Below are 25064 nucleotides of genomic sequence, written 5' to 3' on the forward strand. Positions count from 1 at the left end.
CTCACCACTCGATGCCCCTCTGTCCCTTCTGCCCCACGTCCATCGGGTGCTTGACCTTGGACATGTCGGTGACGAGATCCGCGAAGTCGACCAGCTTCTCCGGCGCGTTCCGCCCGGTGATCACGACATGCTGGGTCCCGGGCCGGTTGCGCAGCACCTCGACCACCTCGTCGGTGTCCACCCACCCCCAGTGCATCGGGTACGCGAACTCGTCGAGCACGTACAGCTGGTACGACTCGGCGGCGAGGTCCCGCTTGACCTGCTCCCAGCCCTCCCGGGCCTTCTCCTCGTTGGTCGAGTTGTCACCCTGGATGTCCCGCTGAACCCAGGACCAGCCCTCGCCCATCTTGTGCCAGTCGACGGACCCGCCCTCCCCGGAGTCCCCGAGGACGCGCAGCGCCCGCTCCTCGCCGACCTTCCACTTCGCCGACTTGACGAACTGGAACACCCCGATGGGCCACCCCTGGTTCCAGGCCCGCAACGCGAGCCCGAAGGCGGCGGTGGACTTGCCCTTGCCCACGCCCGTGTGCACGACCACCAACGGCCGGTTACGGCGCTGACGGGTCGTCAGCCCGTCCTCCGGTACGACACTCGGCTGCCCCTGCGGCATTACGCGGCCCTCCTCTGTACGTCCTTGACCAGCCCGGCGATCGAGTCCGCCCGCAGTTCGTCGAGCGTCACCGCCGTCCCGCCCAGCTCACGGGCCACCTGTCCGGCGAGCCCCAGCCGCACCGGCCCGGACTCGCAGTCCACGACCACCGAGGCGACCCCGTCGGCCGCGAACAGCCGGGCCGCCCGCCCGGCCAGGGCGACCGGCTCAGGCCCGCCCGTGGCCCGTCCGTCGGTCACCAGCACCACCAGCGCCCGCCGCGCGGGATCCCGCAACCGCTCCACCCGCAGCACGTCGTGCGCCTTGAGCAGCCCGGCCGCGAGCGGTGTACGCCCACCGGTCGGCAGCGACTCCAGCCGGGCGGCGGCCGCGTCGACCGACGACGTCGGCGGCAGCGCCACCTCGGCGGCCGACCCCCGGAAGGTCACCAGCCCCACCTTGTCCCGCCGCTGGTACGCGTCGAGCAGCAGCGACAGCACGGCCCCCTTCACGGCACTCATCCGCTGCCGGGCGGCCATCGACCCGGACGCGTCGACCACGAACAGCACGAGGTTGCCCTCACGCCCTTCCCGGGTCGCCTGCCGCAGATCGTCCCGCCGGATCACCAGCCCCGGCCCGGACCGCCCACGCGCCCGCTGGTGCGGGGCGGCGGCCTGCACGGTCGCCGCCAGGTGCAGCTTGGTCAGCGCACCGCGCGGCCGGCGCGCACCCGTGGTCCGCCCGTGCTCGGTCCGCGCCCGGGACCGCCGCCCGGCGGCCCCCTCGCCGATCCCCGGCACGCTCAGCACCTTGGCGCGAAAGGGCTCGGCGGCCCGCACCGGAGCCTGCTCCCCGCCCCCGGCCTGCCGCGGTACGCCGTCGCCCTCCCCGGCCTCGGGCCGGGCGGCACCGTCCGCGCCCCCGTCGCCCTGCGGCCCCTCGTCCGGCTGCGGCTGCCCGCCGCCCCCGCCGGGACCGTCGGGATCCGGATCGTCGTCGCTCCGGTCCTCCCCGGAGAACTCCTCCAGCGTCCGGTCCAGCTTGTCCTCGTCGAGTCCCGGCGCGTCGAAGGGGTTGCGGCGCCTGCGGTGCGGCAGCGCGAGCAGCGCGGCCTGCCGGACGTCCTCCGCCAGCACCTCGGTCCGCCCGTCCCACGCGGCCAGCGCCGTCGCGGTCCGCGCCATCACGATGTCGGCGCGCATCCCGTCGACCTCGAAGGCCGCACAGGTCGCCGCGATCTGCCGCAGCGCCCCGTCGCCCAGCCGCACCGACGGCAGCAACTCCCGTGCCGCCACGACCCGTTGCCGGAGGGCGGACTCCTCACCGGCCCACCGCGTCGCGAACTGGGCCGGATCGTCGTCGTACGCGAGCCGTCGCCGTACGACCTCCACCCGCTGGTCGGGCTCGCGGGAGGCGGCCACCTCCACGGTCAGCCCGAACCGGTCGAGCAACTGCGGCCGCAGCTCGCCCTCTTCGGGGTTCATCGTGCCGACGAGCAGGAACCGCGCCGCGTGCCGGACCGAGACACCCTCGCGCTCCACATAGGAGGCGCCCATCGCGGCCGCGTCCAGCAGCAGGTCGACCAGATGGTCGTGGAGGAGGTTGACCTCGTCGACGTAGAGGATGCCCCGGTGCGCGTCGGCCAGCAGCCCGGGTTCGAAGGCCTTCACGCCCTCGGCGAGCGCACGCTCGATGTCAAGCGCCCCGACCAGCCGGTCCTCGGAGGCGCCGACCGGCAGCTCGACCATCCGCGCCGGTCGGGACTCGAAGGCCCCGGGCGGGTTGTGCGGGCCGTCCGGGCAGGCCGGGTCCGGGGCGGCCGGGTCGCAGGAGAACCGGCAGCCGGCGACCACGTCCACGGCCGGCAGCAGCGCCGAAAGAGCGCGTACGGCGGTCGACTTGGCGGTGCCCTTCTCGCCGCGCACCAGCACCCCGCCGACCGCCGGGGACACGGCGTTCAGCAGCAGCGCGAGCCGCAGGTCGTCCTGGCCGACGACGGCGGTAAAGGGGAAGGGGGTGCTCACTGGTCGTCGCCCTCCAAGTCGCCTTCCAGCTCCAGATAGGTGGCGCGCAGCCTCTCCAGGGTGTCCGCGTCCGGCTCGGCCCACAGGCCCCGGTCGGCGGCCTCCAGGAGCCGTTCGGTGATCCCGCGCAGCGCCCACGGGTTGGACTTCTTCATGAAGTCCCGGTTCTCCGCGTCGAAGACGTACTCCGCGCTGAGCTTCTCGTACATCCAGTCGTCGACCACGCCCGCCGTGGCGTCGTAGCCGAAGAGGTAGTCGACGGTCGCCGCCATCTCGAAGGCACCCTTGTAGCCGTGCCGGCGCATCGCCGCCATCCAGCGGGGGTTGACCACCCGCGCCCGGAAGACCCGGTGCGTCTCCTCGCCCAGCGTGCGCGTCTTCACCTGGTCCGGCGTGGCCGAATCACCCACGTACGCCTCGGGGTTGGCGCCGGTCAGATGACGGACCATGGCGACCATGCCGCCGTGGTACTGGAAGTAGTCGTCGGCGTCGACGAGGTCGTGCTCGCGGGTGTCCACGTTCTTCGCGGCGACGGCGATCCGCTTGAACGCGGTCTCCATGTCCCCGCGCGCCGCCCGCCCGTCGAGCCCGCGCCCGTAGGCGTAACCGCCCCACACCGCGTACACCTCGGCGAGGTCGGCGTCCGAGCGCCAGTTCCGCGCGTCGATGAGCGGCAGCAGCCCGGCCCCGTACGCCCCCGGCTTGGAGCCGAAGATACGGGCCGTCGCGCGCCGCCGGTCGCCGTGCTCGGCGGTGTCCTCGTCGGCGTGCGCCCGCACGTAGTTGGACTCGGCGGGCTCGTCCAGTTCGGCCACCTTGCGCACCGCGTCGTCGATCAGTCCGACCACGTGCGGGAACGCGTCCCGGAAGAAGCCGGAGATACGGACCGTGACGTCGATGCGCGGCCGGCCCAGCTCGTCGAGGGGGATCACCTCGAAGCCGGTCACCCGGCGCGAGGCCTCGTCCCACACCGGACGGCAGCCCAGCAGCGCCAGGATCTCGGCGATGTCGTCGCCCTGGGTGCGCATCGCGGAGGTGCCCCACACCGTCAGGCCGACGGACTTCGGGTACTCCCCGGTGTCCTGGAGGTACCGCTGCACGAGCGAGTCCGCGAGCGACTGGCCGACCTCCCAACTCAGCCGGGACGGAATGGCCTTGGGGTCGACCGAGTAGAAGTTCCGGCCGGTGGGGAGGACGTTGACCAGTCCGCGCGTCGGCGAGCCCGACGGACCCGCCGGGACGTAACCGCCGTCCAGGGCCTTCAGGATGTGCCCGATCTCGTCCGTGGTCCGGGCGAGACGCGGTACGACCTCGTTGCAGGCGAACTCCAACACGGCGACCGCGTCCGGGAGTTCGGTGCCCAGCACCTCACGCACGAGCGCGCGGCTCCCGGCGACGGCCCAGTCCCGCTGCTCCATGCCCTCCGCGACCCGGCGGCACAGCTGCTCCAGCAGGTCGATCGCGTCGGCCGCGGTCCGCGAGGGACCCTCGACGAGATCCGACAGCTCGACCGGCACCTTCACCGGCGCTCCCGGCTCGGCCAGCAACTCCTTCTCGACCAGCCCGAAGTGGGCCGCGAAGGAGGCCCGCAGCCCCGGCAGCGCGTTGGCCTGCCCGCCCCACACCTGCGAGGCACGCAGCACGGCCAGCACCAGGTTGACGCGCGCCTCGCCGACCGGGCCGCCGCCGAGGATGTGCAGGCCGTCGCGGATCTGCACGTCCTTGATCTCGCAGAGATAGCCGTCGATGTGCATGACGAACGAGTCGAAGTCGTCGTCCTCGGGCTGCTCGTCCACATGCAGGTCGTGGTGGAGCTCGGCCGCCTTGACCAGCGTCCAGATCTGCGCCCGGACGGCCGGCGCCTTCGTCGGGTCCAGGTCGGAGACGAGCGCGTACTCGTCGAGCAGCTGCTCCAGCTTGGCCAGGTCGCCGTAGGTGTCGGCGCGGGCCATCGGCGGGACCAGGTGGTCGACGACGGTGGCGTGCCCGCGCCGCTTGGCCTGGGTGCCCTCGCCGGGGTCGTTGACGATGAACGGGTAGATCAGCGGCAGGTCGCCGAGGACCGCGTCCGGCGCGCAGCCGGCGCTCAGCCCGAGGCCCTTGCCCGGCAGCCACTCCATCGTGCCGTGCTTGCCCATGTGCACGATCGCGTCCGCGCCAAACGAGTTGTCCAGCCACCGGTAGGCCGCCATGTAGTGGTGCGACGGCGGCATGTCCGGGTCGTGGTAGATCGCGATCGGGTTCTCCCCGAAGCCGCGCGGCGGCTGGATCATCACGACGACGTTCCCGAACTGCAGGGAGGCGAGCACGATGTCGTCCCCGTCGACGTACAGCGAGCCCGGCGGCTCACCCCACGCCTCCGTCATCGCGTCCCGCAGCTCCGGGTCGAGCTTCTCGAACCACGCCCGGTAGTCGGCCAGCGGCACCCGCGCGGGCGCGGCGGCCAGCTGCTCCTCGGTCAGCCACTCGACGTCGTGCCCACCGGCCTCGATGAGCCGGTGGATCAACTCGTCGCCGCCGGACGGGTACGCGGTGACGCCGTACCCGGCGTCCCGGAGGGCGTCCAGCACCCGCACCGCCGACGCGGGGGTGTCCAGACCGACCGCGTTGCCGACCCGGGAGTGCTTGGTCGGATACGCGGTGAAGACCAGTGCGACCTTCTTCTCCGCGTTCGGCTTGTGCCGCAACCGGGCGTGCCGTACGGCGATTCCGGCGACGCGTCCGGCCCGCTCGGGGTCGGCGACGTACACCGGGACGTCGTCCGGACCCTGCTCCTTGAAGGAGAAGGGGACCGTGATCAGCCGTCCGTCGAACTCCGGGATGGCGACCTGCATCGCCGCGTCCATGGGGGAGAGCGCGGCGTCGGACTCGTCCCAGGCGCTCTTCGAGGAGGTCAGGCAGAGGCCCTGCAGCACCGGCACGTCCAGGTCGGCGAGCGCGCCGATGTCCCAGGCCTCCTCGTCGCCGCCGGCCGAGGCGTGCGAGGCGTGGGTGCCGCCGGCGGCCAGCACGGTGGCGACCAGCGCGTCCGCCCCGGCGAGGATCTCGTACAGCCCGGCGTCCGCCCCGCGCAGCGAACCGCAGTACACCGGAAGGGCGTTGGCGCCCCGCGCCTCGATCGCCTCGCACAGGGTGTCCACGAAGGCGGTGTTGCCGCTCAGCTCATGGGCCCGGTAGAAGAGCACGCCGACCGTGGGACGGCCGCCTCGGACCTCGTAGGAGCCGTGCACCCCGTACTCGGGCATCTTGTGCGGCTCGGTGAACCCCTCGCCGGTCAGCAGCACGGTGTCGGAGAGGAACCGGGACAGCTCCAGCAGGTTGGCGGGCCCGCCCTCGACGAGGTACTTGAGGGCTTCGGCCACCACACCGGCGGGCACCGACGACTCGGCCATCAGCTCGGCGTCCGGCACCGCCTCGCCGCCCAGCAGCACGGTCGGGATCCCGGCGGCCTTCAGCGCGGCGAGCCCGTCCTCCCAGGCCCGCTTGCCGCCGAGCAGCCGCACGACGGCGATGTCCGCGCCCTCGACGAGCGCGGGCAGCTCCTCGGCGACGTCGACGCGCGTCGGATTGCCGATCCGGTAGCCGGCACCGGAGGCGGCCCGGGCCGCCAGCAGATCCGTGTCGGCGGTCGACAACAACAACACTGTGCTCATGCGGGCGCTCCCGGTGGAATGAAAGGCAGTCCTTGCGGCGCGCCCGACTCGATGAGCCGCCAGAGCGCGTCGGTGTCCGCGTGCTGTTCGATCAGGTCGCCGAGCCGGTCGAGCTGCTCCTCGCGCAGCGCGGCGAACGAGGTGTCGGGGGCCGGCACGAACCGGCGGCCCGCGGCGGCCGCCACCTCGCGCAGGAAGGCCCGCCGGAAACCGTCCGACTCCAGGGAGCCGTGCCAGTGCGTGCCCCAGGTCTGCCCGACCCGGCACCCGTCCAGGAAGGGTTCGCCTCCGGTGACTTCGGCGACCCCGTGATGGATCTCGTAGCCCTCGACCCGCTCGCCGAGTGCCGTCCCCTCCGGCCGGGTAAGGATCTTCTCGGGGGCGAACCGCACCCTTAGGGGCAGCACCCCGAGACCCTCCACCCGCCCCCGCCGGCTCTCGACCTCGTCCTCGATGTGCTCGCCGAGGATCTGGAAGCCGCCGCAGATGCCGAGGACCGGCCGCTGCTCGGCGGCCCGGCGCCGCAGCGCGTCCGCGAGCCCCCGTTCGTGCAGCCACTCCAGGGCCCGGACCGTCCCCCGGGTACCGGGGACGACGACGAGGTCGGCGTCGGCCAGCTCCTCCGGCCGGTCCACGAACCGCACCACGACCCCGGGTTCGGCGGCCAGCGCGTCCACGTCCGTGAAGTTGGACATCAGGGGGATGGCACAGACGGCGACCCGGAGCACGTCCGCGCCGACGGGCGGGGCGACGGCCGACTCGCGGACGGTCCCGCGCAGGGAGACCCGGAGCCCGTCCTCCTCGTCGATGCCGAGGCCGTGCCGGAAGGGGAGGACGCCGTACGTCTGCCGCCCGGTCAGCCCGTGCAGCATGTCGAGCCCGGGCTCCAGCAGGCTCACATCCCCGCGGAACTTGTTGACGAGGAACCCGGCGACGAGTTCCTGGTCCTCCCGTGAGAGCAGCGCGACGGTCCCGAAGAAGGAGGCGAACACGCCCCCGCGGTCGATGTCCCCCACGACCAGCACGGGAAGCCGCGCATTGCGCGCGATCCCCATGTTCACGATGTCCGTCCGCCGCAGATTGATCTCGGCGGGACTGCCGGCCCCCTCACAGATCACCGCGTCATACGTGCCCCGCAACTCCGCCAGGCAGTCGAGCACGGTCCCGAGCAGCTTCTGCTGCCGCCCGCCGTGGTAGCCGCGTGCACTGAGTTCACCGACCGGCTTGCCGAGCAGCACGACCTGGCTGCTCTGCTCGCCACCCGGCTTGAGCAGCACGGGATTCATCAGCGCGGTCGGCTCGACCCGGCAGGCCTGCGCCTGCATGGCCTGCGCCCGCCCGATCTCGGCACCCTCGCGGGTGACGAAGGAGTTGAGGGACATGTTCTGCGCCTTGAACGGCGCGACCTTCACCCCCTGCCGCACCAGCCACCGGCAGATACCGGCGGTGACGACGCTCTTGCCGGCGTCGGAGGTGGTGCCGGCGACGAGGAGACCACCGTTCATGACGTCCGTCCCTTCGCGATGAGTCGTGCGGTGACGGTCGCGCCGAGCGCGAGCACACCGACGCGACGGGAGAGCCGTACCGCCCGCCGGATGTCCGCGACCGCCACGGCCCGCCCCTTCTGATTCAGCACGGGCCGGTGCTCGACCCGGCCGCCGTACGACAGCGTCCCCCCGAGCCGCACCCCCAACGCCCCCGCGAACGAGGCCTCCACGGGCCCGGCGTTGGGACTCGGATGCTTCGCGGCGTCGGCCCGCCAGGCCCGTACGGCGCCCCGGGCATCGCCACCGGCGACCGTCGCCAGTACGGCCGTCAGCCGCGCCCCCGGCCACCCGGCGACGTCGTCCAGCCGGGCGGAGGCCCAGCCGTAGCGCCGGTACCGCGCCGACTTGTGCCCGACCATGGCGTCCAGCGTGTTCACGGCCCGGAACCCCAGCAGCCCCGGCACCCCGGCCACGGCCCCCCACACCAGCGCCCCCACAACGGCGTCGCTGGTGTTCTCGGCGACCGACTCCACCACGGCCCGGGCGATCCCGTCGGGGTCCAGGGCCTGCGGGTCCCGCCCGCACAGATGCGGCAGCCGGGCGCGAGCGGCCTCGACGTCCCCCGCCTCCAGGGCGTGCCCGATGGCCCGCGCCTCGCGGGCGAGCGACGTGCCGCCGACGACGGCCCAGGTGGCGGCGCCGGTGAGGGCCATGGACGCGGCGGTGGACGGTCGTACGACCCGCTGGGCCAGGGCCCCCAGCGCCACGGCGCCGCCGGCGCACACGGCGGTGTGCAGCGCGCCCCACCCGCGGTGGTCCCGCCACAGCACCCGCTCCACGGCCCCGGCCGCCCGCCCGAACGCGGCGACCGGATGCCCCCGGCGAGGATCGCCGAGCAGCAGGTCACCGAGGAGGCCGGCGGCGGCGCCGTACGCGAAGACGCGATCGGCACCCATCGGCTCAGCCGGCCGCGGGGTCGGGGAAGGGCCGGGTACGGAACCTCGATCGGCAGCCGCGCATGGCGATATGTCCTCACTCAGGGTGTCCACGCCCTGGTTCGACGAGACCGGCGGTGAGAGTTCCTGGCTCCCGGGGATTGCTACCCCGGTGACAGTGGCGGGACCGCGCCGGATTCACACCGGCTTCCTCTCTTGCCGCCGTACATGGCTCAGGAAGTCCACCATGCCCCCGGAAGACCCGTCAACTTGCCGTTGACCTGCGAGGGGAGAGTGTGCGAAGACCCACACCGGTTGCCCGGCGGGACTCCTGGGACATGCCGAAGGCTCCTCCCCGCATGTGCCGGGGAGGAGCCTTCTCGGAATCGGTCAGGCCTTGGCCACGATCAGGTGGATGCCGTACGCCACGGCGGCCGCGCAGCCCGCGAAGCAGAGGTAGGCGGCGGTCACGGCGAGGGCCGCCGAGTTGCCCTGGGCGGTGGCGCGTTCGCGGGCGGAGAGGCCCTTGATGCCGAGGGTGAAGAGGGCCACCAGGCCCACCGCGACCACGAGGCTGACGCCGAAGACGGAGCCGATGGCTGCCCAGTCGATGTTCATGTCGGTTCTTCCTCGGGGTCAGACGGTGGCGGCCGGGTCGGTCGCGGGAGCGGCGGGGGAGGGGATGGTGGCCGTCAGGCCGTCCGTGACGGTGCCCGCGGGCGGCGGGGTCACGGCGGCGATCGCCGTGGTCACCACACCGGCCGGCTCGCCGGTTGCGGTGTCGTTGACGTTGCCGCTGTCCACGACCTCGCGGCGGGACAGCTTCCAGATCGTGGCGCTGGCGGCCACCAGGAAGACGGCGACGGCCGCGGTGCCCCAGTCGCCGAGGTCCGTCACGGACTCGGCGAGCGCGCCGACCAGCGCGGCGGCGGGGAGGGTGAGCAGCCAGGCGATCACCATGCGGGTCGCGGTGGACCAGCGGACCGTGCCGCCCTTGCGGCCGAGGCCCGCGCCTATCACCGAGCCGGAGACGACGTGCGTGGTGGAGAGGGAGAAGCCGAGGTGGGAGGAGGCCAGGATGGCGGTGGCCGCGCTGGTCTGAGCGGCGAAGCCCTGCTGCGGCTGAAGGTCGGTCAGGCCCTTGCCCATGGTGCGGATGATCCGCCAGCCGCCGATGTAGGTGCCGAGCGCGATGGCGAGACCGGCGGAGAGGATGACCCAGGTGGGAGGGTTCGAGCCGGGGGCGATCGAACCGCCCGCGATCAGTGCGAGGGTGATGATGCCCATCGTCTTCTGCGCGTCGTTGGTGCCGTGCGCGAGCGAGACCAGGCCGGCCGAGGCGATCTGGCCGGCGCGGTAGCCCTTGCGGGTGGCCTCGTCCTCGGCGTTCTTCGAGAGCGCGTAGGACAGTCGGGTGGCGAGCGTCGCCGCGAGGCCCGCGACGAGCGGGGCGGCGACCGCCGGCAGCAGGACCTTGGTGACGAGCACGTCGCCGTGGACCGCGCCGAAGCCGGCCGAGGCGACGGTGGCGCCGATCAGACCGCCCATGAGGGCGTGCGAGGAACTGGAGGGCAGGCCCACCAGCCAGGTCACGAGATTCCAGAGGATCGCGCCGACGAGGGCGGCGAAGATGACCTCGGGGCGGATGCCGTTCTCGTCGACGAGGCCCTTGGAGATCGTGTTGGCGACCTCCACAGAGAGGAAGGCGCCCACCAGGTTGAGCGCGGCGGACATGGTCACCGCGATCTTGGGCTTGAGCGCGCCGGTCGAGATGGTCGTGGCCATCGCGTTGGCGGTGTCGTGGAAACCGTTCGTGAAATCAAACGCGAGTGCGGTGACGACCACAATCGCGAGGATCAGCGAGAAGCTTTCCATTTACCCAGACAATCTTTAGAGGTCATCAGCCGTTGGACCGTAGGCAACCTGGATGAACGGAAGGTGAACTGGGGTGGGCGCAAGGGTGTCACTGTTCGGGTCCGCGAAGAAGGGCGCCTGGGCCGTAGTTCCGTTTCCGGTCCGGCGGCCCAGGTGCCCCTTGGTCGGCCTCGCGGCTAGAGGCCCAGGGTGAACGACTTCAGCCGGCCCATCGACCCGTTGAAGAGATTCTGGTCACCCGGCAGACTGCCGCTGTTGTCGTACTGCCAGAAGGTCCAGTACGACCATCCGGCCGGCAGCGATCCCGCGTCCGCCGAGCCGTGGCGGGCGATCCACAGCGCATGGTCGGCGGCGAAGGCGCTGCTGCCGCCGGTGCAGAGGTTCCACCAGTGGGTGGTCGTGTAGATCACCGGCCGCCGGCCGGTCTCCCGCTTCAGCTCGTCACTGAAGGACCTGATCCACTGGACCATCCTGGAGTTGCTCAGCCCGTAGCACCGGTGCTTCTTGTCGTACGGGTTGTACTCGACGTCGAGGGCGGGCGGCAGCGTCCAGCCGTCCGCGGTCCAGGTGCCGCCGTGGCTCACGAAGTAGGCCGCCTGCTGCGCGCCCGACGACTTGTCCGGCAGGGCGAAGTGGTACGCGCCCCGCAGGATCCCCGCCTTGCGCGAGCCGTTGTACTGCTGGCTGAAGTAGGGGTTGCGGTAGGTGGTGGACTCGGTCGCCTTGATGTAGACGAACCGGGCGCCTTTCGCCTTGGCGCTCGACCAGTCGACGTTCTTCTGGTGCGAGGAGACGTCGTGCCCCTTCGGCGGGCCCGCCGCGGACGCCGGCGTCCCGGCGAGCGCGGTCGCGGCCCCCACGAGGGCGAGCGCCGCCACGGACGCCGCGAGGACGCGGACGCGGTGGCGGTACGGCGGAGAGCTGTCACGGGCCATGTTTCCCCCCGGAATGGCAACGCGCACGGAAAATCGTCCAGAGATTATTGGAAGATCGGCCTATGATCGGCGATCTTCAGCCAAGCCTCGACATAGGACTCTTTGCAGTGATTTGCGCTCTACTGGATGCGGGACGCCGGGCCTGAAGTGCCCTGCCGCGCGGGCCGGTCGGGGTGTCGGCTGACAGGATCGGGCCATGGCTGAGCGGCGGCGGGACGAGCGTGACGGACGGGCCGAACGGGGTGGCGCACAGGGTGTGTCGGACCTGCGAAGGCGGGATGTACGCGCGGCGGAGGCGGGCGCCTGGCGGGAACTCGTCGCCACGGCCCGCCGCACCGTGACCGACGGACTGGTCGTCGGCACCTCCGGCAACGTCTCGGTCCGCGTCGACGACACCGTGCTGGTCACACCGTCGGGCGTGCCCTACGACCGGCTCACCGACGACGACGTGACAGGCGTGGACCTCTCCGGCCGGCGGGTGCTCGGCGCCTTGGTCCCGACCAGCGAACTGCCGATGCATCTCGCGATCTACCGCGCCACCGACGCCCGGGCCGTCGTCCACACCCACGCCGTCCACGCGACGGCCGTCTCGACGCTCGTCCCCGAGCTGCCGGCGATCCACTACATGTCCGGGGCCCTCGGCGGCGCCGTCCGGGTCGCCCCGTACGCGACCTACGGCACCGACGAGTTGGCCGAGAACATGCTCCGCGCCTTGACCGACCGCTCCGGCTGCCTCCTGCGCAACCACGGCACGATCACCTACGGCGCCACCCTGTCCCAGGCCTACGACCGCACCGCCCAGCTGGAGTGGATGTGCCGCCTGTGGCTGACGGCGTCCTCGGTGCCCGGCCTGACCCCGACCCTGCTCTCCGCGGAACAGGTGGCGGAGGCGGGGGAGAAGCTGCGGGGGTACGGACAGCGCAAGGAGTGAAGGCGGCGGTGCCCGGTCCTTCGGGGAGACGCGTTCCCTCCACTGGCCGCCGCCCCGGTCCGCCCCGACACTGGACAGGTGCGCCCAGTCAAAGTCACGGCCGCCGCCGTCGGTGCCGTACTCGCCGCCGGCGCGGCCGGTGTGGCCGCGGGGCGGTTCGCCAGTGGCGCCGCGCTCAAGGCGCCGCCGGGCCGGCCCCTGCCCACCGAACCCCGGCTCACCGTGCACTCCACCGCGGCCGGCCGCATCACCCTCACCCGGGACCTCGCCTCGCTGCGCCCCGGCCGGTACGGCCTGGCCGGCGACGGCACGCACGCGGTCGTCGGAGCCGTCCTGGAGTCCGCCGCGAGCACCCCGGACAGCGTCGTGCGGCGCCTGGAACGGGTGACGCACGGCACCCTGGAGACCGGCGACAAGGTCTGGCTCACGCCCAACGTCCACATCGGCGAGCCGGGGGCCGCGCTCGGCCTGGAGTGCGCCGACATCGACATCCCCGGCGAACTCGGCCCGCTGCCCGCCTGGTTCGTGCCCGGTTACCGGGACACCTGGGTGATCGCCGTGCACGGTCTGGGCGCCACCCGCGAGCTGGCCATGAACGTCATGGGGTTCCTGCACGGCCGCCGGCTGCCGGTCCTCGCCCTCGCCTACCGGGGCGACCTCGGCGCCCCGCGCCCCCCGGACGGCCTGAACCACCTCGGCGAGAGCGAGTGGCGCGACCTGGACGCGGCCATCCGCTACGCCGTCCGCTACGGCGCCCGCCGCGTCGTCCTGTACGGCTGGTCCACCGGCGCCACCATGGCGCTGCGCGCCGCCGCCCACTCGGCACTGCGCGAACGCGTCTCCGGGCTGGTCCTGGACTCCCCGGTGCTCAGCTGGGAGGCCACCCTGCGCGCCCTCGCCCAGGCCCGGCACACCCCCGAGCCCCTGCTGCCGCTCGCGGTGCGCGCCGCCCAGGGCCGCGCCGGCCTGCACGCCGACCACCTCGCCGACCCCGTCGGCCCGGACCACCCCACCGTGCCCACCCTGATCATCCACGGCCCCGACGACACGGTGGCCCCCTGGACCCACTCCCGCCGGCTCGCCGCCCGGCGCCCGGACCGGGTCGCCCTCTACACCGTCCCCGACGCCCCGCACGGGGCGATGTGGAACGCCGACCCCAAGCACTACGAGGAGCGGCTGCGCCGGTTCCTCACGCCCCTGATGTGACGGCATCCCCCCTTGCACAGGGTCCCGCGTCATCCCCGGACGCGACCCCGCGATGTGATTCTTCCCGCACTCACGCTCCTTCCGGCGCGCCGCCTCGGCCCGGGCCGGAGGCCCTGGTTCCAGTCGGTCGCGCGGGTTCCGTTTAAGGCCGTACCACTGGCCTGAACATGTCTCCCCGCCTCCCGCCGAACCCCGTGCGTTGGCCAGCCCCGTCGCCCGCCGTGACATTCCGTTTGGGTTTTCGGACCGTCAACCGGAAGACTGCACCCGTGACGTCCCGTATCCCGCGCGACTCAAGGCTTCGACTCGTCCGAACGCGACCCCTGGCCGCAGCCCCCCGAGCGATGAACCAGCGGCCCGCGCGCCGCCCCGCACCACGCCCGCCCGAGGGCACCCCGGCCCCCGGCGAGCTGGCCAGAATGGCACGCTCCCGGCTCGCCGGAGCGGCCCGCGTCGCCCACTGGGCCGACGCGGCTCTCGGTCCCGGCAGCGACGGCGCGACCGCCGACGGCAAGGCCACCCTCGCCGACGCCACCGCCGAACGCGCGGCCGGCGACCTGGGCCTGACCGTGGCTCAGATCCGGGCCGACTGGGACACCGCCCGGCTCGCCGGCCTGGTCGAGGTGCACGGCGACAGCGCGCGCCCCGGCTGGCGCCTGCGCGCCTGGGACCGCGACGACAGCGCCGTACTGCGCGGCTGGGTCGCCCTCTTCGACGCCTGGTCGCTCGCCCATCCGGAGCCCACGGACGTCGAGGCCGCCGCCGTCGCCGAGGTCGTCTCGGCCATGCCCCAGGTGCTCTCCTTCCTCCAGTTGTCCGCCGGTCCCGTCCCGGTCGAGCAGCTCCTGGACCTGCTCCGGCAGCGGGTCACCGAACTGCGCACCGAGCGTTGCGAGGTGCCCTACGACACGGAGAACGGGACCGGGTCCGCCGGGCCCGTCGCCGCCCTGCGCTCCGCCGACGCCGACCCGGCGGACCGCGCACCGGCCGAGGACCCCGCCCCCGCCGAGAACGCCGAGCTCGCCCCCCTCCTCGACTGGTCCCTGCACGCCCTCGGCTCCGTCGGCGCGCTGACCTACGGCGACGGCCAGGCCACCCTCACCCCGCTGGGCAGCTGGGCGGTCTGGGTCAAGCTGGAGCAGATCTGCGTGGCCGCGCAGAGCCCCGCCGGCAACATCGAGGTCGCCGCCGAGGAGATGCTCCGCGGCTGCGCCCAGCTCCGCCCCAACGCGGCCCGCGCCGAGTACCGCGCCTGGCTCGCCGCCCGCCCCGTCGGCGGCGCCGTCACCGAACTCGTCGACGCCGCCCGCGGCGAGGACGCCCTGCTGCGCGGCCTCGCCTTCGAGGCGCTGCGGGTCGTCGGCGCCCCCGCCGAACCGGACGTCCGCGCGGTCGTCGACGAACCCACCCTGCGGCCGTACGCCCTGCTGTGGCTGGCCGAGCACGACGGGGTCGACCCCGAGGACGCCCACGAGGTGCTCACCCGCGAAGAGGCCACCTGGCTCTGGGTGGACACGGCCGCCGCGGTCGCCGACCACGGCGAGGCGCCGCTGCTCGTGCGTCATCTGGAGTCGGCGCTGCAGCCCACCGTCCCCGCGCTGCTCGACGAGGTGCGCGCCGTCGGTCACCCGCGCACCGTGCAGGTCCTGGTCGCGCTGGCCGCCGCCCACCCGGACCCGGCGCTGGCCAAGGCCGTCCGCCGGGCCGCCTTCCAGGTGCACACCGGCCGATAGCCGCGGGGGCCGGGTAGGGGGGCAGGGTCAGGCCGTTATCTCGGGGGCGTAGGTGCCGAAGCTCCAGACGTTGCCCCCGACGTCCAGGGCCATGTAGTCCCGCGAGCCGTAGTCCTGGTCCGTCGGGGGCATCAGGATCTCGGCGCCGTGGTCCACGGCCCGCTGGTGGTGTGCGTCGACGTCGTCCACGACGATGTACACCCCGGCCGGGCCCGCGCCCTCCATCGCCGCGTCGAAGCGGCCGCCGCGGCCCCTGGAGCCCAGCATGATCGCGCCGTTGCCCTGCACCAGCTCGGCGTGGAGCACCATGCCGTCCTCGCCCTCGTACACCGACAGCTCGGTGAAGCCGAAGGCCTCCGTCAGCTGCTTGATCGCCGCCTTCGCGTCCGTGTACAGCAGCGACGGATAGATGCTCGGCCGTCCGCCGGTCGTACCTGCCATCCCGATCACTCCCTCGTGTGCCGGTCCCCCGAAAGCCGTCGTTCCGACCTGCTGCACAGTCTCGCACCCGGCACTGACAACGCCCCATGCCCGCACGGTCGTTGCAGGTCAGTGGCTTGACGGGGCAGCGGCTCGGCGGCTCAATGGCTCAGCGGAAGGTGTCGCACCGGGCCATGTCCCCGGTCCGGTAGCCCTGGTAGAACCATGCCTGCCGCTGCTGCGCCGACCCGTGCGTCCAGGTCTCCGGGGTCACCCGCCCCTGGAACCTCTCCTGGATCCGGTCGTCGCCCACGGCCGCCGCCGCGTCCAGGCCGTCCCGGATGTCGGCGTTCGTGAGACTGGTGATCAGCGGCCGGCCGGTCGACTCGTCCTTCGTGGTCGTCGCGTGCCGTGCCCACACCCCCGCGTAGCAGTCGGCCTGGAGCTCCACCCGTACCGCGTTGCTGTTCACCCCGGTCATGTTGTCCTGCGACCGGCTCAACGTGCCCATCAGGTCCTGCACATGGTGCCCGTACTCGTGCGCCACGACGTACGCCTGGGCGAACGGCCCGCCGCTCGCCCCGAACTTGGACCGCAGCTCGTCGAAGAAGCCGAGGTCCAGATAGACCTTCCGGTCGCCCGGGCAGTAGAACGGCCCCACCGCCGAGGTCGCCGTCCCGCACGCGGTGCCGACCCGCCCGGTGAAGAAGACCGTGGGCACGGCGGTGTAGGTGCCCCGGCGCTGCCGGAACTCCTGCTTCCAGAAGTCCTGCACGCTGTTGACCACCGCCACGATCCGGCAGTCCTCCTTGGTGTTCGCGTCCTGTCCGGTACGGCAGCTCTGCTGCACCTGCGCCAGCGAGGAGGAGGCGGGCGCGGGCGAGCTGTCACCGGAGGAGAGGCCCAACTGGTCCGGGCCCACGCCGAAGAACAGGGCGAGCAGCAGCGCGATCAGACCGGCGAGGCCGCCGCCGATGGTCGCCTTCCCGCCCGGGACCCGCCTGCCGCGCACGTCCTGGACCTCGGAGGCGTCCAGGTTCGCGTCGTCGTCGAACTGCATGGGGCACCGCCTCCTGCTCGCACCGCACCGTCCCCCGGATCCCGCTGCACCCCTCCGCATCCACCTTGCGCCTTCCGCGCCGCCACTTCGCGTCGGTGGCCGGACCGACCCCCGATCGGGCGACGTCCCGCCCCGCCGCCGCGTCACGCCCGGCCCCGCCTCGCGGGCGTGGCTACGCTCTGCGCCTGATCGATGGGACACGGGCACCCGGCCGGGCGCCGAAGGGGGGAAACGGTGGCTGTTCTGCCGTACGGGAGGACCGCGCCGCCCGAAACGGAGAACCCCCCGGACGAGGCGGACGAAGCGGTGCACCCCCCGGCGCGGCCCCCGGCGCACTTCCCGGAGCACCGCTCGGAACACCGGGAAGTGCACCGCCCGGCCGCCCCCGCGCCCGCGCGCCCCACCCGAAAGCGCCCTCACCGCTCCCTCGCCCTCGCCGCCACCCTCCTCGTCATGACCGCCCTGCTCGCCGTCGCCCACACGATCCGCCCCGCCCCCTACGGCGACCGCCTCACCCCCGGCCCGCCCGCGCACACCGCACGCGCGCGTGCGGACGTCGTCGAGGCCTACGAGGGGCGGACCCTGCGGTGGCGGTACGCGCGCGTGGGCCGCCGTCCGCTCAGCGTGCTGCCCGCGCGGGGGCACGCGATCGCCCTCTGGGACGACGGGCTCGTCACCGACACGGACGGTCGCGCCGTGCGCTGGCACCGCGCTCTGCCCGCCGCCACCGGGTGGCTCCGCCGCCAGGGCGCCACCGGCGTCCTGCGCCCCCTGGGCCGCGGCATCCTCGCCGTCGTCACCCCGTCGCGCATCGCCGCCTACCGCACCGCCGACGGCGACCTGCGCTGGGTGCTGCCCGCCCGCGCGGGCTGCGCGTTCCACCCGGAGCGTGCCGTTCGTCACGGCACCGCCCTGCTCGTCGCCCAGCCCTGTCGGCACGGCGCCTGGACGGAACAGCTCGTCGCCGTGGACGACCTGGGCGGGATCGCCCCGCACCGCGAGCCCCTGGGCAACGAACCCCCCGGAGCGGGCCGCCCCGAACACCCGCGCACCGAAAAAGCGCTTGCGCCGCCCCGTTAGACTTGGCCCATGGCCATTCTCCTCGCGCATTAGACGGCGGGAACGTCCTCAGCCGCCCACCCGTCACTCTCCGTACGCTCTGGAGTCTGTCCGTGATCTCCGTCTCCGGTATCGAGCTGCGCGCCGGTGCCCGCATCCTTATCGAGAACGCCACTTTCCGTGTCGCCAAGGGCGACCGCATCGGGCTGGTCGGCCGCAACGGCGCCGGCAAGACCACCCTCACCAAGGTGCTGGCCGGTGACGGCATCCCTGCCGCGGGCACCGTCACCCGCTCCGGCGAGGTCGGCTACCTCCCGCAGGACCCCCGCACCGGTGACCTCGACGTCCTCGCCCGCGACCGCGTCCTGTCCGCGCGCGGTCTCGACGTACTGATCCGCAAGATGCGCGAGAACGAGCAGCGCATCGCCAACGGCCAGGGCGCCACCCGCGAGAAGGCGCTCCGGCAGTACGAGCGCCAGGAGACGGAGTTCCTCACCAAGGGCGGCTATGCCGCCGAGGCCGAGGCCGCCACCATCGCCGCCGCGCTCAACCTGCCCGACCGGGTGCTCGGCCAGCCCCTGCACACGCTCTCCGGCGGTCAGCGCCGCCGTATCGAGCTGGCCCGGATCCTGTTCTCGGACGCCGACACCCTGCTGCTCGACGAGCCGACGAACCACCTCGACGCGGACTCGATCGTCTGGCTGCGCGACTACCTGAAGACCTACCGCGGCGGCTTCATCGTGATCTCCCACGACGTCGACCTGGTCGAGACGGTCGTCAACAAGGTCTTCTACCTGGACGCCAACCGCGCCCAGATCGACGTCTACAACATGGGCTGGAAGCTCTACCAGCAGCAGCGCGAGGCCGACGAGAAGCGCCGCAAGCGCGAGCGCGCCAACGCCGAGAAGAAGGCCGCGGCGCTGCACTCCCAGGCGGACAAGATGCGTGCCAAGGCCACCAAGACGGTCGCCGCGCAGAACATGGCCCGCCGCGCGGACAAGCTGCTGGCCGGCCTGGACGCCGTCCGGGTCTCCGACAAGGTCGCCAAGCTCCGCTTCCCTGAGCCCTCGCCCTGCGGCAAGACCCCGCTGACCGCCGAGGGCCTGTCGAAGTCGTACGGCTCGCTGGAGATCTTCACCGACGTCGACCTGGCCATCGACAAGGGCTCCCGGGTCGTCATCCTCGGCCTCAACGGCGCCGGCAAGACCACCCTGCTGCGACTGCTCGGCGGCGTCGAGCAGCCCGACACCGGCGAGGTCATCGAGGGCCACGGCCTCAAGCTGGGTTACTACGCCCAGGAGCACGAGACCCTGGACCCGGGCCGCACGGTCCTGGAGAACATGCGCTCGGCCGCCCCCGACATGGACCTCGTCGAGGTCCGCAAGGTGCTGGGCTCGTTCCTGTTCTCCGGTGACGACGTCGACAAGCCGGCCGGGGTCCTCTCCGGCGGCGAGAAGACCCGTCTCGCCCTCGCCACCCTGGTCGTCTCCTCCGCGAACGTCCTGCTCCTCGACGAGCCGACCAACAACCTCGACCCCGCCAGCCGCGAGGAGATCCTCGGCGCCCTGCGCACCTACAAGGGCGCGGTCGTCCTCGTCACCCACGACGAGGGTGCCGTCGAGGCGCTCCAGCCCGAGCGGATCATCCTGCTCCCCGACGGTGTCGAGGACCTGTGGGGCGCCGACTACGCGGACCTCGTCGCCCTCGCCTGAGAACGCGTGTGTCGCCGTCGTTTGATCGAATGCCTGATCCACTGGCTATGGATCATTCGGCCTATCGGTGATCCATCATCTGTGTGAGATCTCCTCGTATCGAGGTGTGTCCTACATCGATTTCGCGGCCGATCCCATTGTCGACAAGGGGTCGGCCGCTTGTCGTGCCTGACCTGGTACTTCGCGAAAGAACCCGTTCGGCCGTGTGGACAACTCTCACCGGAACAACAGATTCCGCTTGTGGGGATGTGCTCCTGTCGTCACAACGATGTCTCACGGACCTTGCCGAATGGGTGGCCATCGCGCCCCGGAGGGGTGATCATGAGGGGACCAGAGCGCACTTCCCATGAGGAGGCACGGGTGGCCGAGACTCTGAAGAAGGGCAGCCGGGTAACCGGCGCCGCGCGCGACAAGCTCGCGGCAGACCTGAAGAAGAAGTACGACTCCGGTGCGAGCATTCGGGCACTGGCCGAGGAAACCGGCCGCTCGTATGGCTTCGTCCACCGGATGCTCAGTGAGTCGGGTGTCACGCTGCGTGGGCGTGGCGGGGCGACGCGGGGCAAGAAAGCCGCGTCCTGACCCCGGGCGGCCCATCGGCTTCGATGGTGGCCACCCGGTCGGTCGGGTGATCGACCGGGTGGTTACTGTGCAGTCACTTAGCATGCCGTACGGCAATGCGTGATGACCGCACACATCGGAGGCGCCCCATGGCTTCGCCCGACCAGGACCTCACTCCTGTTCTCGACAAGGACGGCGTACGGCTCACCGTCGACGACGCGCTCGCCACGGTGACGCTGACCAACCCGGCCAAGCGCAACGCCCAGAGCCCCGCACTGTGGCGGGCGTTGGCCGAGGCCGGGCGGTCACTGCCGGGGTCGGTCCGGGTCGTCGTGCTGCGCGGCGAGGGCCAGTCCTTCTCCGCGGGCCTCGACCGGCAGATGTTCACACCGGAAGGGATCCCGGGCGAGCCGACCTTCATCGAGCTCGCGCACCGCGACGACGCCGAACTCGACGCGACCATCGCCGAATACCAGGAGGGGTTCACCTGGTGGCGGCGCAACGACATCGTGTCGATCGCCGCCGTGCAGGGACACGCCATCGGGGCCGGCTTCCAGCTTGCCCTCGGGTGTGACCTGCGCGTCGTCGCGGACGACGTGCAGTTCGCCATGCGCGAGACCAGCCTGGGGCTGGTGCCGGACCTGACCGGTACGCATCCGCTGGTCTCCCTGGTGGGCTATGCCCGCGCGCTGGAGATCTGCGCGACCGGACGGTACGTCCTGGCCGAGGAGGCGGTGGCTTCCGGGCTGGCGAGCGTGGCCGTGCCGGTGGGCGAACTCGACGCTGCGGTGCGGGACCTGGCCGGGGCGCTGTTGGCTGCGCCGCGGGATGCCGTGGTGGAGACGAAGGCGTTGCTGCGTGGTGCGGGTGGTCGTACGTATGACGAGCAGCGGGCTGCTGAGCGGCAGGCGCAGGCTCGGCGGCTGCGGGACCTTGCGGGAGTGGGTGAGTAGTTCACCTGCGGGTGAGTGGGGGTTGAGCGCGCCCCACGCGGCGGAGCCGCACGTCGAATGCAGCCCCGCGCCCCTGACGGGGCGCTTCAGCCGACGCTTGTGACAAGCACGGCTACGGTCGGCTGATCGTCCAACGCCTCGCTGACCGTCGTACGGACCTGCCGGGCCACCTCCACGGCCCGTAGGCCGTTGGCCAGTGCCACCTCCACCCGGACGTGGCGGCGCGGCAGGGCGGCGTCGAAGTGGATCTCGCGGCTCAGTGCGCCCGTGACCCGGTCCACTCCCGGCACGGTGAGCGCCGCCGCCGTGACCCTGGCCCCGTCGGGGTCGGCACTCTCCCGGACCGACGGGGGCCGAGGCGGTCGTACGTCCGCCGGCTCCGCCGTGTCCTCGTCCAGCAGGTCGGTCACTCGCAAGTCCACTTCGGTCACGGCCAGTCCGAGCCGGTCCGTGGCCGCCGCCAGGGCCCGGCGCAGTGCGGCCGCCGTCGTCGGCAGGGGTTCTGTGGCGGTTGCCGCGAAGTCCGCCGAGAGGCGCAGCGGGCCCGGTGGGACGGCGCCGGGGGGTGGGGGTACGGCGGGCTCCCGGACGTCGGTCGGATCCGCCGGCGCGATCCGGAGTGCCCCCAGTCGTACGCCCGGCACCTCGCCCGCCGCCCGCCGGAGCACCCCGTCGGCCGCCGTCTCCGCGAGCCAGGCCCCGTCGTGCGGGCCGCCCAGCGGAAGCAGCCTGCCGAAGCCCAGGGGGTGCCGTACCGCCTCTGCCCATCGGTCCGCCGTCATTCCTCCAGCCTGCCGCATCACCGGGGCATGACGGGGCATCCGCACTTACCGTGGTCGCAGGACGACGACCGGAAGGGACGCGCGGCGATGAGCGAGACGGCGGCCGAGGCCGAGAAGGACCCCACGGTGACCACCCGCAAGACGACCAGACGGGGCGGCGGCGATCCGGCCACCCGGGGGCGTACGACGATCGCCGACGGTGTCGTGGAGAAGATCGCCGGGCTGGCGGCGCGGGACGTGGTCGGCGTGCACGCGATGGGCAGTGGACTGGCCCGTACCTTCGGGGTGGTGCGCGACCGGGTGCCCGGCGGCTCGAAGTCCGTGACCCGCGGGGTGAAGGCCGAGGTCGGCGAGGTGCAGACCGCGCTCGACCTGGAGATCGTCGTGGACTACGGCGTGTCGATCTCCGATGTCGCCCGCGCGGTGCGGGAGAACGTGATCGCCGCCGTGGAGCGCATGACCGGACTCGAAGTGGTCGAGGTCAACATCGCGGTGAGTGATGTGAAGCTTCCGGAGGAAGAGGAAGAAGAGCCGGAGTCCCGGCTCCAGTGACCGCTGAGAGGAGCGCACCATGAGCACGGCCGTGGTGGGCATGATCGCCGGCATGGCACTGGGCTTCGCCGGGTACTTCGGTGGATTCGGCGCCTTCCTGCTGGTGGCCGCGTTGGGCGCGGTCGGGTTCGTCGTCGGCCGGTTCGCGGAGGGGGACATCGAACTCGGCGACTTCTTCCGCACCCGCGACGACCGGCGTGACCGTCGGCGATGACCTCCGCGAGCGGTGAGACACCCAGCGCCCCGGCCGCTGTGGCGCCCGGCGAGCGCGGCGCCCTCCGGATCGCCGACCGGGTGGTGGCCAAGGTCGCCTCCCAGGCGGCCCGCGAGGCGCTCGGCAGCCTCCCGAAGGACGCCGTACCCCCGCACGCCACGGTCGTCGTGCACCACGAGGCGGTCCGTGTCCGCGTCCATCTCGAACTGGACTATCCGTCCGACATCGGCGCCCGGTGCGCGGCCGTGCGTCGACATGTGGTCGAGCGGGTAGGCGCGTTGGTGGACATGGAGGTCCCGGAGGTCGCCGTCCACGTGGAACGGCTGCACCCGGCCCAGACCCAGGGGAGGGCGTGATGAGCACCGAGCAGACACAGGTCATCGAGAAACCGCCACCCGAGACCGCACCCCCGGCCGGCCGCGAGGCCCGCTTCTGGTCCCCGCGCCGCGCTCCCGCGGCCGTGGTCGCCGTGCTCGTCCTCGTGACCGCGGGCGCCTTCCTCTACGACATCGCGGCCGTACGCGCCCACCACCCCGCGATGCACTGGCGCCGCGCACTGGCCCGCCAACTCGCCGAGCGGCCCCTCGACGACACCTGGGTGCTGGCCGGCGCGGGCGTCGCCGCCGCCCTCGGCCTGTGGCTGCTGATCCTGGCCGTCACCCCCGGCCTGCGCGACCTGCTGCCCATGCGCCGCACCCACCCCGACGTCCGCGCCGGACTGCGCCGCGACGCGGCCGCGATGGTGCTGCGCGACCGGGCCATGGAGATCTCCGGCGTGCGGCGGGTACGGGTACGGCTGCACCGCTCCCGGGCCCACGTCCTCGCCATCTCCCACTTCCGGGATCTCGACGAGGTACGGGCCGACCTGGACGCGGCCCTGAACGACGCGATCCGCAGCCTGGGCCTCGCCCACCCGCCCAAACTGACCCTGCTGGTGCTGCGACCCGGCCGGAAGGGGTGACGTCATGCTCGGTGCGGTCAACCGCGTACTGGTCGGCCTGGCGGGGCTGTTGCTCCTCGCCCTGGGCGGCTCGGTGCTGGCCGTCGGCCTCGGCGCCCCGCCGCCGTCCTGGTGGATCCACACCGGCCGCCACGACGTCCTGCTCAGCACCGCCGAGCGCACCCACTGGCGGGACGCGGGCTGGTGGTGGCCGACGGTCCTGGCCGCGCTGGCCGTGCTGGTCCTGCTCTCCCTGTGGTGGCTGACCGCCCAGCTGCGCCGCCGCCGTCTGCCCGAGGTCCTGGTGGACACGGGAGACGGCGAGAGCGCGCTGCTGCGCGGCCGGGCCCTGGAGACGGTCCTCGCGACGGACGCGGCCCACCAGGAGGGCGTGGCCCACGCCCAGGCGGTCCTGAAGGGCACACGGACGGCACCGCAGGTACGGGTCTGGCTCCAACTGGAGCCGGACGTCTCGCCGGGCGCGGCCCTCGACGACCTGACGGCTCAGGCCCTCGCACACGCCCGGGATTCGGCAGCCTTGAAGAAGCTCCCCGCAGAAGTCCGACTGACGTCGGTCAAACACCGTGCGGAGAGGGTCACTTGACATCGCGGTTCATGTGCCCCACTTGTGTGGGGGCGGGGGGAACTGCGCGACCAGCCCCCACACACCCGCACCCAGAACTCAACCGCTAGAACCCGTGCCGCATCCCTCCATCGACAGGAACCATGATCCCCGTCAGATAGGACGCCGCCGGAGACATCAGAAACGCCGACACCCGCCCGAACTCCTGCGCGGTCCCGTACCGCCGCAACGGAATCTTCGACTCGTGCTCCGCCCGCGTCGCCTCCGGATCCGCGGACATCCCGTCCAGCTCGCGCACGCGGTCCGTATCGATCCGGGACGGCAGCACCCCCACCACCCGGATCCCGCGCGGCCCCAGCTCGTCCGCCAGCGACTTGGCGAACCCGGCAAGACCCGGCCGCAGCCCGTTGGAGATCGTCAGCCCGGGAATCGGCTCGTACACGGACGCGGACAGCACGAACCCGATGACACCCCCGTCCGTCAGTTCGGCCGCGGCCGCCCGGGCCAGTCGCACGGCCCCGAGGAACACCGACTCGAAGGCGCTCCGCCACTGCTCGTCCGTGTTGTCGGCGACGAACCCGGCCGCGGGTCCGCCCACACTCACGAGAATGCCGTCGAAGCCGCCGAAGTGATCCCGCGCGGCCGCGATCAGCCGCGCCGGCGCGTCCGGGTCCGCGTTGTCGACGCCGACGCCGACCGCGTTCGGGCCCAGCTCGGCGGCGGCCTCCGCGGCCCGCTTCTCGTCCCGTCCGGTCACCACGACCTTCGCCCCGTCGGCGACCAGCTCCCGCGCGGTCGCGTTGCCCAGCCCGCGGGTCGCTCCGGTGACGACGTACACCCGGTCCTTCAGTCCAAGATCCATG

Annotated in this window: 24 protein-coding genes and 1 riboswitch; of the genes, 12 read left to right on the top strand and 12 right to left on the bottom strand. The window is 72.7% G+C overall.

Annotation, left to right across the window (positions count from 1 at the left end):
• Position 1: 1 nt before the first annotated feature.
• The 8 genes from cobO to ACFZDK_RS09945 all read right to left on the bottom strand — a co-directional run bounded on the left by cobO (position 2) and on the right by ACFZDK_RS09945 (position 11498).
• On the bottom strand, positions 2–610 hold the full coding sequence (cobO, locus tag ACFZDK_RS09910) for a cob(I)yrinic acid a,c-diamide adenosyltransferase (protein WP_390971506.1): 609 nt from the start codon (positions 608–610) through the stop codon (positions 2–4).
• Entirely contained in the window at positions 610–2613 is a 2004-nt protein-coding gene (locus tag ACFZDK_RS09915) for a putative cobaltochelatase (RefSeq protein WP_390971507.1), read from the bottom strand. Before ACFZDK_RS09915 ends, cobO begins: the two co-directional genes overlap by 1 nt.
• Entirely contained in the window at positions 2610–6266 is a 3657-nt protein-coding gene (gene cobN, locus ACFZDK_RS09920; protein WP_390971508.1) for a cobaltochelatase subunit CobN, read from the bottom strand. The genes ACFZDK_RS09915 and cobN overlap by 4 nt, the downstream gene beginning before the upstream one ends.
• Positions 6263–7771 (bottom strand): cobyric acid synthase, encoded by a 1509-nt coding sequence (locus ACFZDK_RS09925; protein ID WP_390971509.1) that lies wholly within the window; start codon positions 7769–7771, stop codon positions 6263–6265. Before ACFZDK_RS09925 ends, cobN begins: the two co-directional genes overlap by 4 nt.
• Positions 7768–8709, bottom strand: coding sequence for a cobalamin biosynthesis protein (locus tag ACFZDK_RS09930; RefSeq protein ID WP_390971510.1), 942 nt, complete (start codon positions 8707–8709; stop codon positions 7768–7770). The genes ACFZDK_RS09925 and ACFZDK_RS09930 overlap by 4 nt, the downstream gene beginning before the upstream one ends.
• Before the next feature lie 99 nt (positions 8710–8808).
• A riboswitch (cobalamin riboswitch) is annotated at positions 8809–8951 on the bottom strand.
• Positions 8952–9078: 127 nt separating this feature from the next.
• The gene (locus ACFZDK_RS09935; protein ID WP_355716004.1) at positions 9079–9306 is read right to left on the bottom strand and encodes a hypothetical protein; all 228 of its coding nucleotides are present in this window, start codon (positions 9304–9306) and stop codon (positions 9079–9081) included.
• An 18-nt stretch (positions 9307–9324) separates the two neighbouring features.
• Complete coding sequence (locus tag ACFZDK_RS09940; protein WP_390971511.1) at positions 9325–10563, bottom strand: inorganic phosphate transporter; 1239 nt, start codon at positions 10561–10563, stop codon at positions 9325–9327.
• Between the two features lie 176 nt (positions 10564–10739).
• Positions 10740–11498 (bottom strand): GH25 family lysozyme, encoded by a 759-nt coding sequence (locus tag ACFZDK_RS09945; RefSeq protein WP_390971512.1) that lies wholly within the window; start codon positions 11496–11498, stop codon positions 10740–10742.
• A 196-nt stretch (positions 11499–11694) separates the two neighbouring features.
• Between ACFZDK_RS09945 and ACFZDK_RS09950 the strand changes: the two genes are divergently transcribed.
• The 3 genes from ACFZDK_RS09950 (at position 11695) to ACFZDK_RS09960 (ending at position 15368) form a co-directional block, all read left to right on the top strand.
• Positions 11695–12429, top strand: a complete 735-nt coding sequence (locus tag ACFZDK_RS09950) for a class II aldolase/adducin family protein (protein ID WP_390971513.1) — start codon at positions 11695–11697, stop codon at positions 12427–12429.
• A 78-nt stretch (positions 12430–12507) separates the two neighbouring features.
• Positions 12508–13635: an alpha/beta fold hydrolase gene (locus ACFZDK_RS09955; protein ID WP_390971514.1), complete on the top strand. Its 1128-nt coding sequence runs from the start codon at positions 12508–12510 to the stop codon at positions 13633–13635.
• 344 nt (positions 13636–13979) lie between these two features.
• The gene (locus ACFZDK_RS09960; protein WP_390971515.1) at positions 13980–15368 is read left to right on the top strand and encodes a hypothetical protein; all 1389 of its coding nucleotides are present in this window, start codon (positions 13980–13982) and stop codon (positions 15366–15368) included.
• A gap of 27 nt (positions 15369–15395) precedes the next feature.
• Here the strand turns inward: ACFZDK_RS09960 and ACFZDK_RS09965 are convergent, their stop codons facing one another.
• Together ACFZDK_RS09965 and ACFZDK_RS09970 are read right to left on the bottom strand one after the other, a co-directional pair.
• A complete protein-coding gene (locus ACFZDK_RS09965; RefSeq protein WP_390971516.1) occupies positions 15396–15809 on the bottom strand; it encodes a VOC family protein in 414 nt (137 codons plus the stop codon).
• Positions 15810–15957: 148 nt separating this feature from the next.
• Complete coding sequence (locus ACFZDK_RS09970) at positions 15958–16848, bottom strand: neutral zinc metallopeptidase (protein ID WP_390971517.1); 891 nt, start codon at positions 16846–16848, stop codon at positions 15958–15960.
• A 234-nt stretch (positions 16849–17082) separates the two neighbouring features.
• Between ACFZDK_RS09970 and ACFZDK_RS09975 the strand changes: the two genes are divergently transcribed.
• The 4 genes from ACFZDK_RS09975 (at position 17083) to ACFZDK_RS09990 (ending at position 21130) form a co-directional block, all read left to right on the top strand.
• Entirely contained in the window at positions 17083–17928 is an 846-nt protein-coding gene (locus tag ACFZDK_RS09975; protein WP_390971518.1) for a hypothetical protein, read from the top strand.
• 92 nt (positions 17929–18020) lie between these two features.
• Positions 18021–19619 carry an ATP-binding cassette domain-containing protein gene (locus ACFZDK_RS09980; protein ID WP_390971519.1) on the top strand — a complete coding sequence of 533 codons (1599 nt, stop codon included), beginning with the start codon at positions 18021–18023 and terminating at the stop codon, positions 19617–19619.
• A gap of 360 nt (positions 19620–19979) precedes the next feature.
• Positions 19980–20198, top strand: coding sequence for a helix-turn-helix domain-containing protein (locus tag ACFZDK_RS09985; RefSeq protein ID WP_046727957.1), 219 nt, complete (start codon positions 19980–19982; stop codon positions 20196–20198).
• A gap of 128 nt (positions 20199–20326) precedes the next feature.
• The gene (locus tag ACFZDK_RS09990; protein ID WP_390971520.1) at positions 20327–21130 is read left to right on the top strand and encodes an enoyl-CoA hydratase-related protein; all 804 of its coding nucleotides are present in this window, start codon (positions 20327–20329) and stop codon (positions 21128–21130) included.
• A gap of 86 nt (positions 21131–21216) precedes the next feature.
• Here the strand turns inward: ACFZDK_RS09990 and ACFZDK_RS09995 are convergent, their stop codons facing one another.
• The gene (locus ACFZDK_RS09995; RefSeq protein WP_390971521.1) at positions 21217–21912 is read right to left on the bottom strand and encodes a nucleopolyhedrovirus P10 family protein; all 696 of its coding nucleotides are present in this window, start codon (positions 21910–21912) and stop codon (positions 21217–21219) included.
• A gap of 87 nt (positions 21913–21999) precedes the next feature.
• Here ACFZDK_RS09995 and ACFZDK_RS10000 point away from each other — a divergent pair, with 87 nt between their 5' ends.
• From ACFZDK_RS10000 to amaP, 5 genes are read left to right on the top strand one after another with little or no spacing between them, the layout of a single operon-like run.
• A complete protein-coding gene (locus ACFZDK_RS10000; protein WP_355716036.1) occupies positions 22000–22464 on the top strand; it encodes an Asp23/Gls24 family envelope stress response protein in 465 nt (154 codons plus the stop codon).
• A 19-nt stretch (positions 22465–22483) separates the two neighbouring features.
• Positions 22484–22678 carry a hypothetical protein gene (locus ACFZDK_RS10005; RefSeq protein WP_355716039.1) on the top strand — a complete coding sequence of 65 codons (195 nt, stop codon included), beginning with the start codon at positions 22484–22486 and terminating at the stop codon, positions 22676–22678.
• Positions 22675–23034: an Asp23/Gls24 family envelope stress response protein gene (locus ACFZDK_RS10010; RefSeq protein ID WP_390971523.1), complete on the top strand. Its 360-nt coding sequence runs from the start codon at positions 22675–22677 to the stop codon at positions 23032–23034. Before ACFZDK_RS10005 ends, ACFZDK_RS10010 begins: the two co-directional genes overlap by 4 nt.
• Entirely contained in the window at positions 23034–23639 is a 606-nt protein-coding gene (locus ACFZDK_RS10015) for a DUF6286 domain-containing protein (protein WP_390971524.1), read from the top strand. The genes ACFZDK_RS10010 and ACFZDK_RS10015 overlap by 1 nt, the downstream gene beginning before the upstream one ends.
• A 4-nt stretch (positions 23640–23643) precedes the next feature.
• A complete protein-coding gene (gene amaP / locus ACFZDK_RS10020) occupies positions 23644–24222 on the top strand; it encodes an alkaline shock response membrane anchor protein AmaP (protein WP_390971525.1) in 579 nt (192 codons plus the stop codon).
• Positions 24223–24307: 85 nt separating this feature from the next.
• Here the strand turns inward: amaP and ACFZDK_RS10025 are convergent, their stop codons facing one another.
• On the bottom strand, positions 24308–25063 hold the full coding sequence (locus ACFZDK_RS10025; protein ID WP_390971526.1) for an SDR family oxidoreductase: 756 nt from the start codon (positions 25061–25063) through the stop codon (positions 24308–24310).
• Between the last annotated feature and the right edge of the window lies 1 nt (position 25064).

Source organism: Streptomyces sp. NPDC007901 (genome assembly GCF_042959465.1).
In the GTDB taxonomy this organism is placed as follows: Bacteria; Actinomycetota; Actinomycetes; order Streptomycetales; family Streptomycetaceae; genus Streptomyces.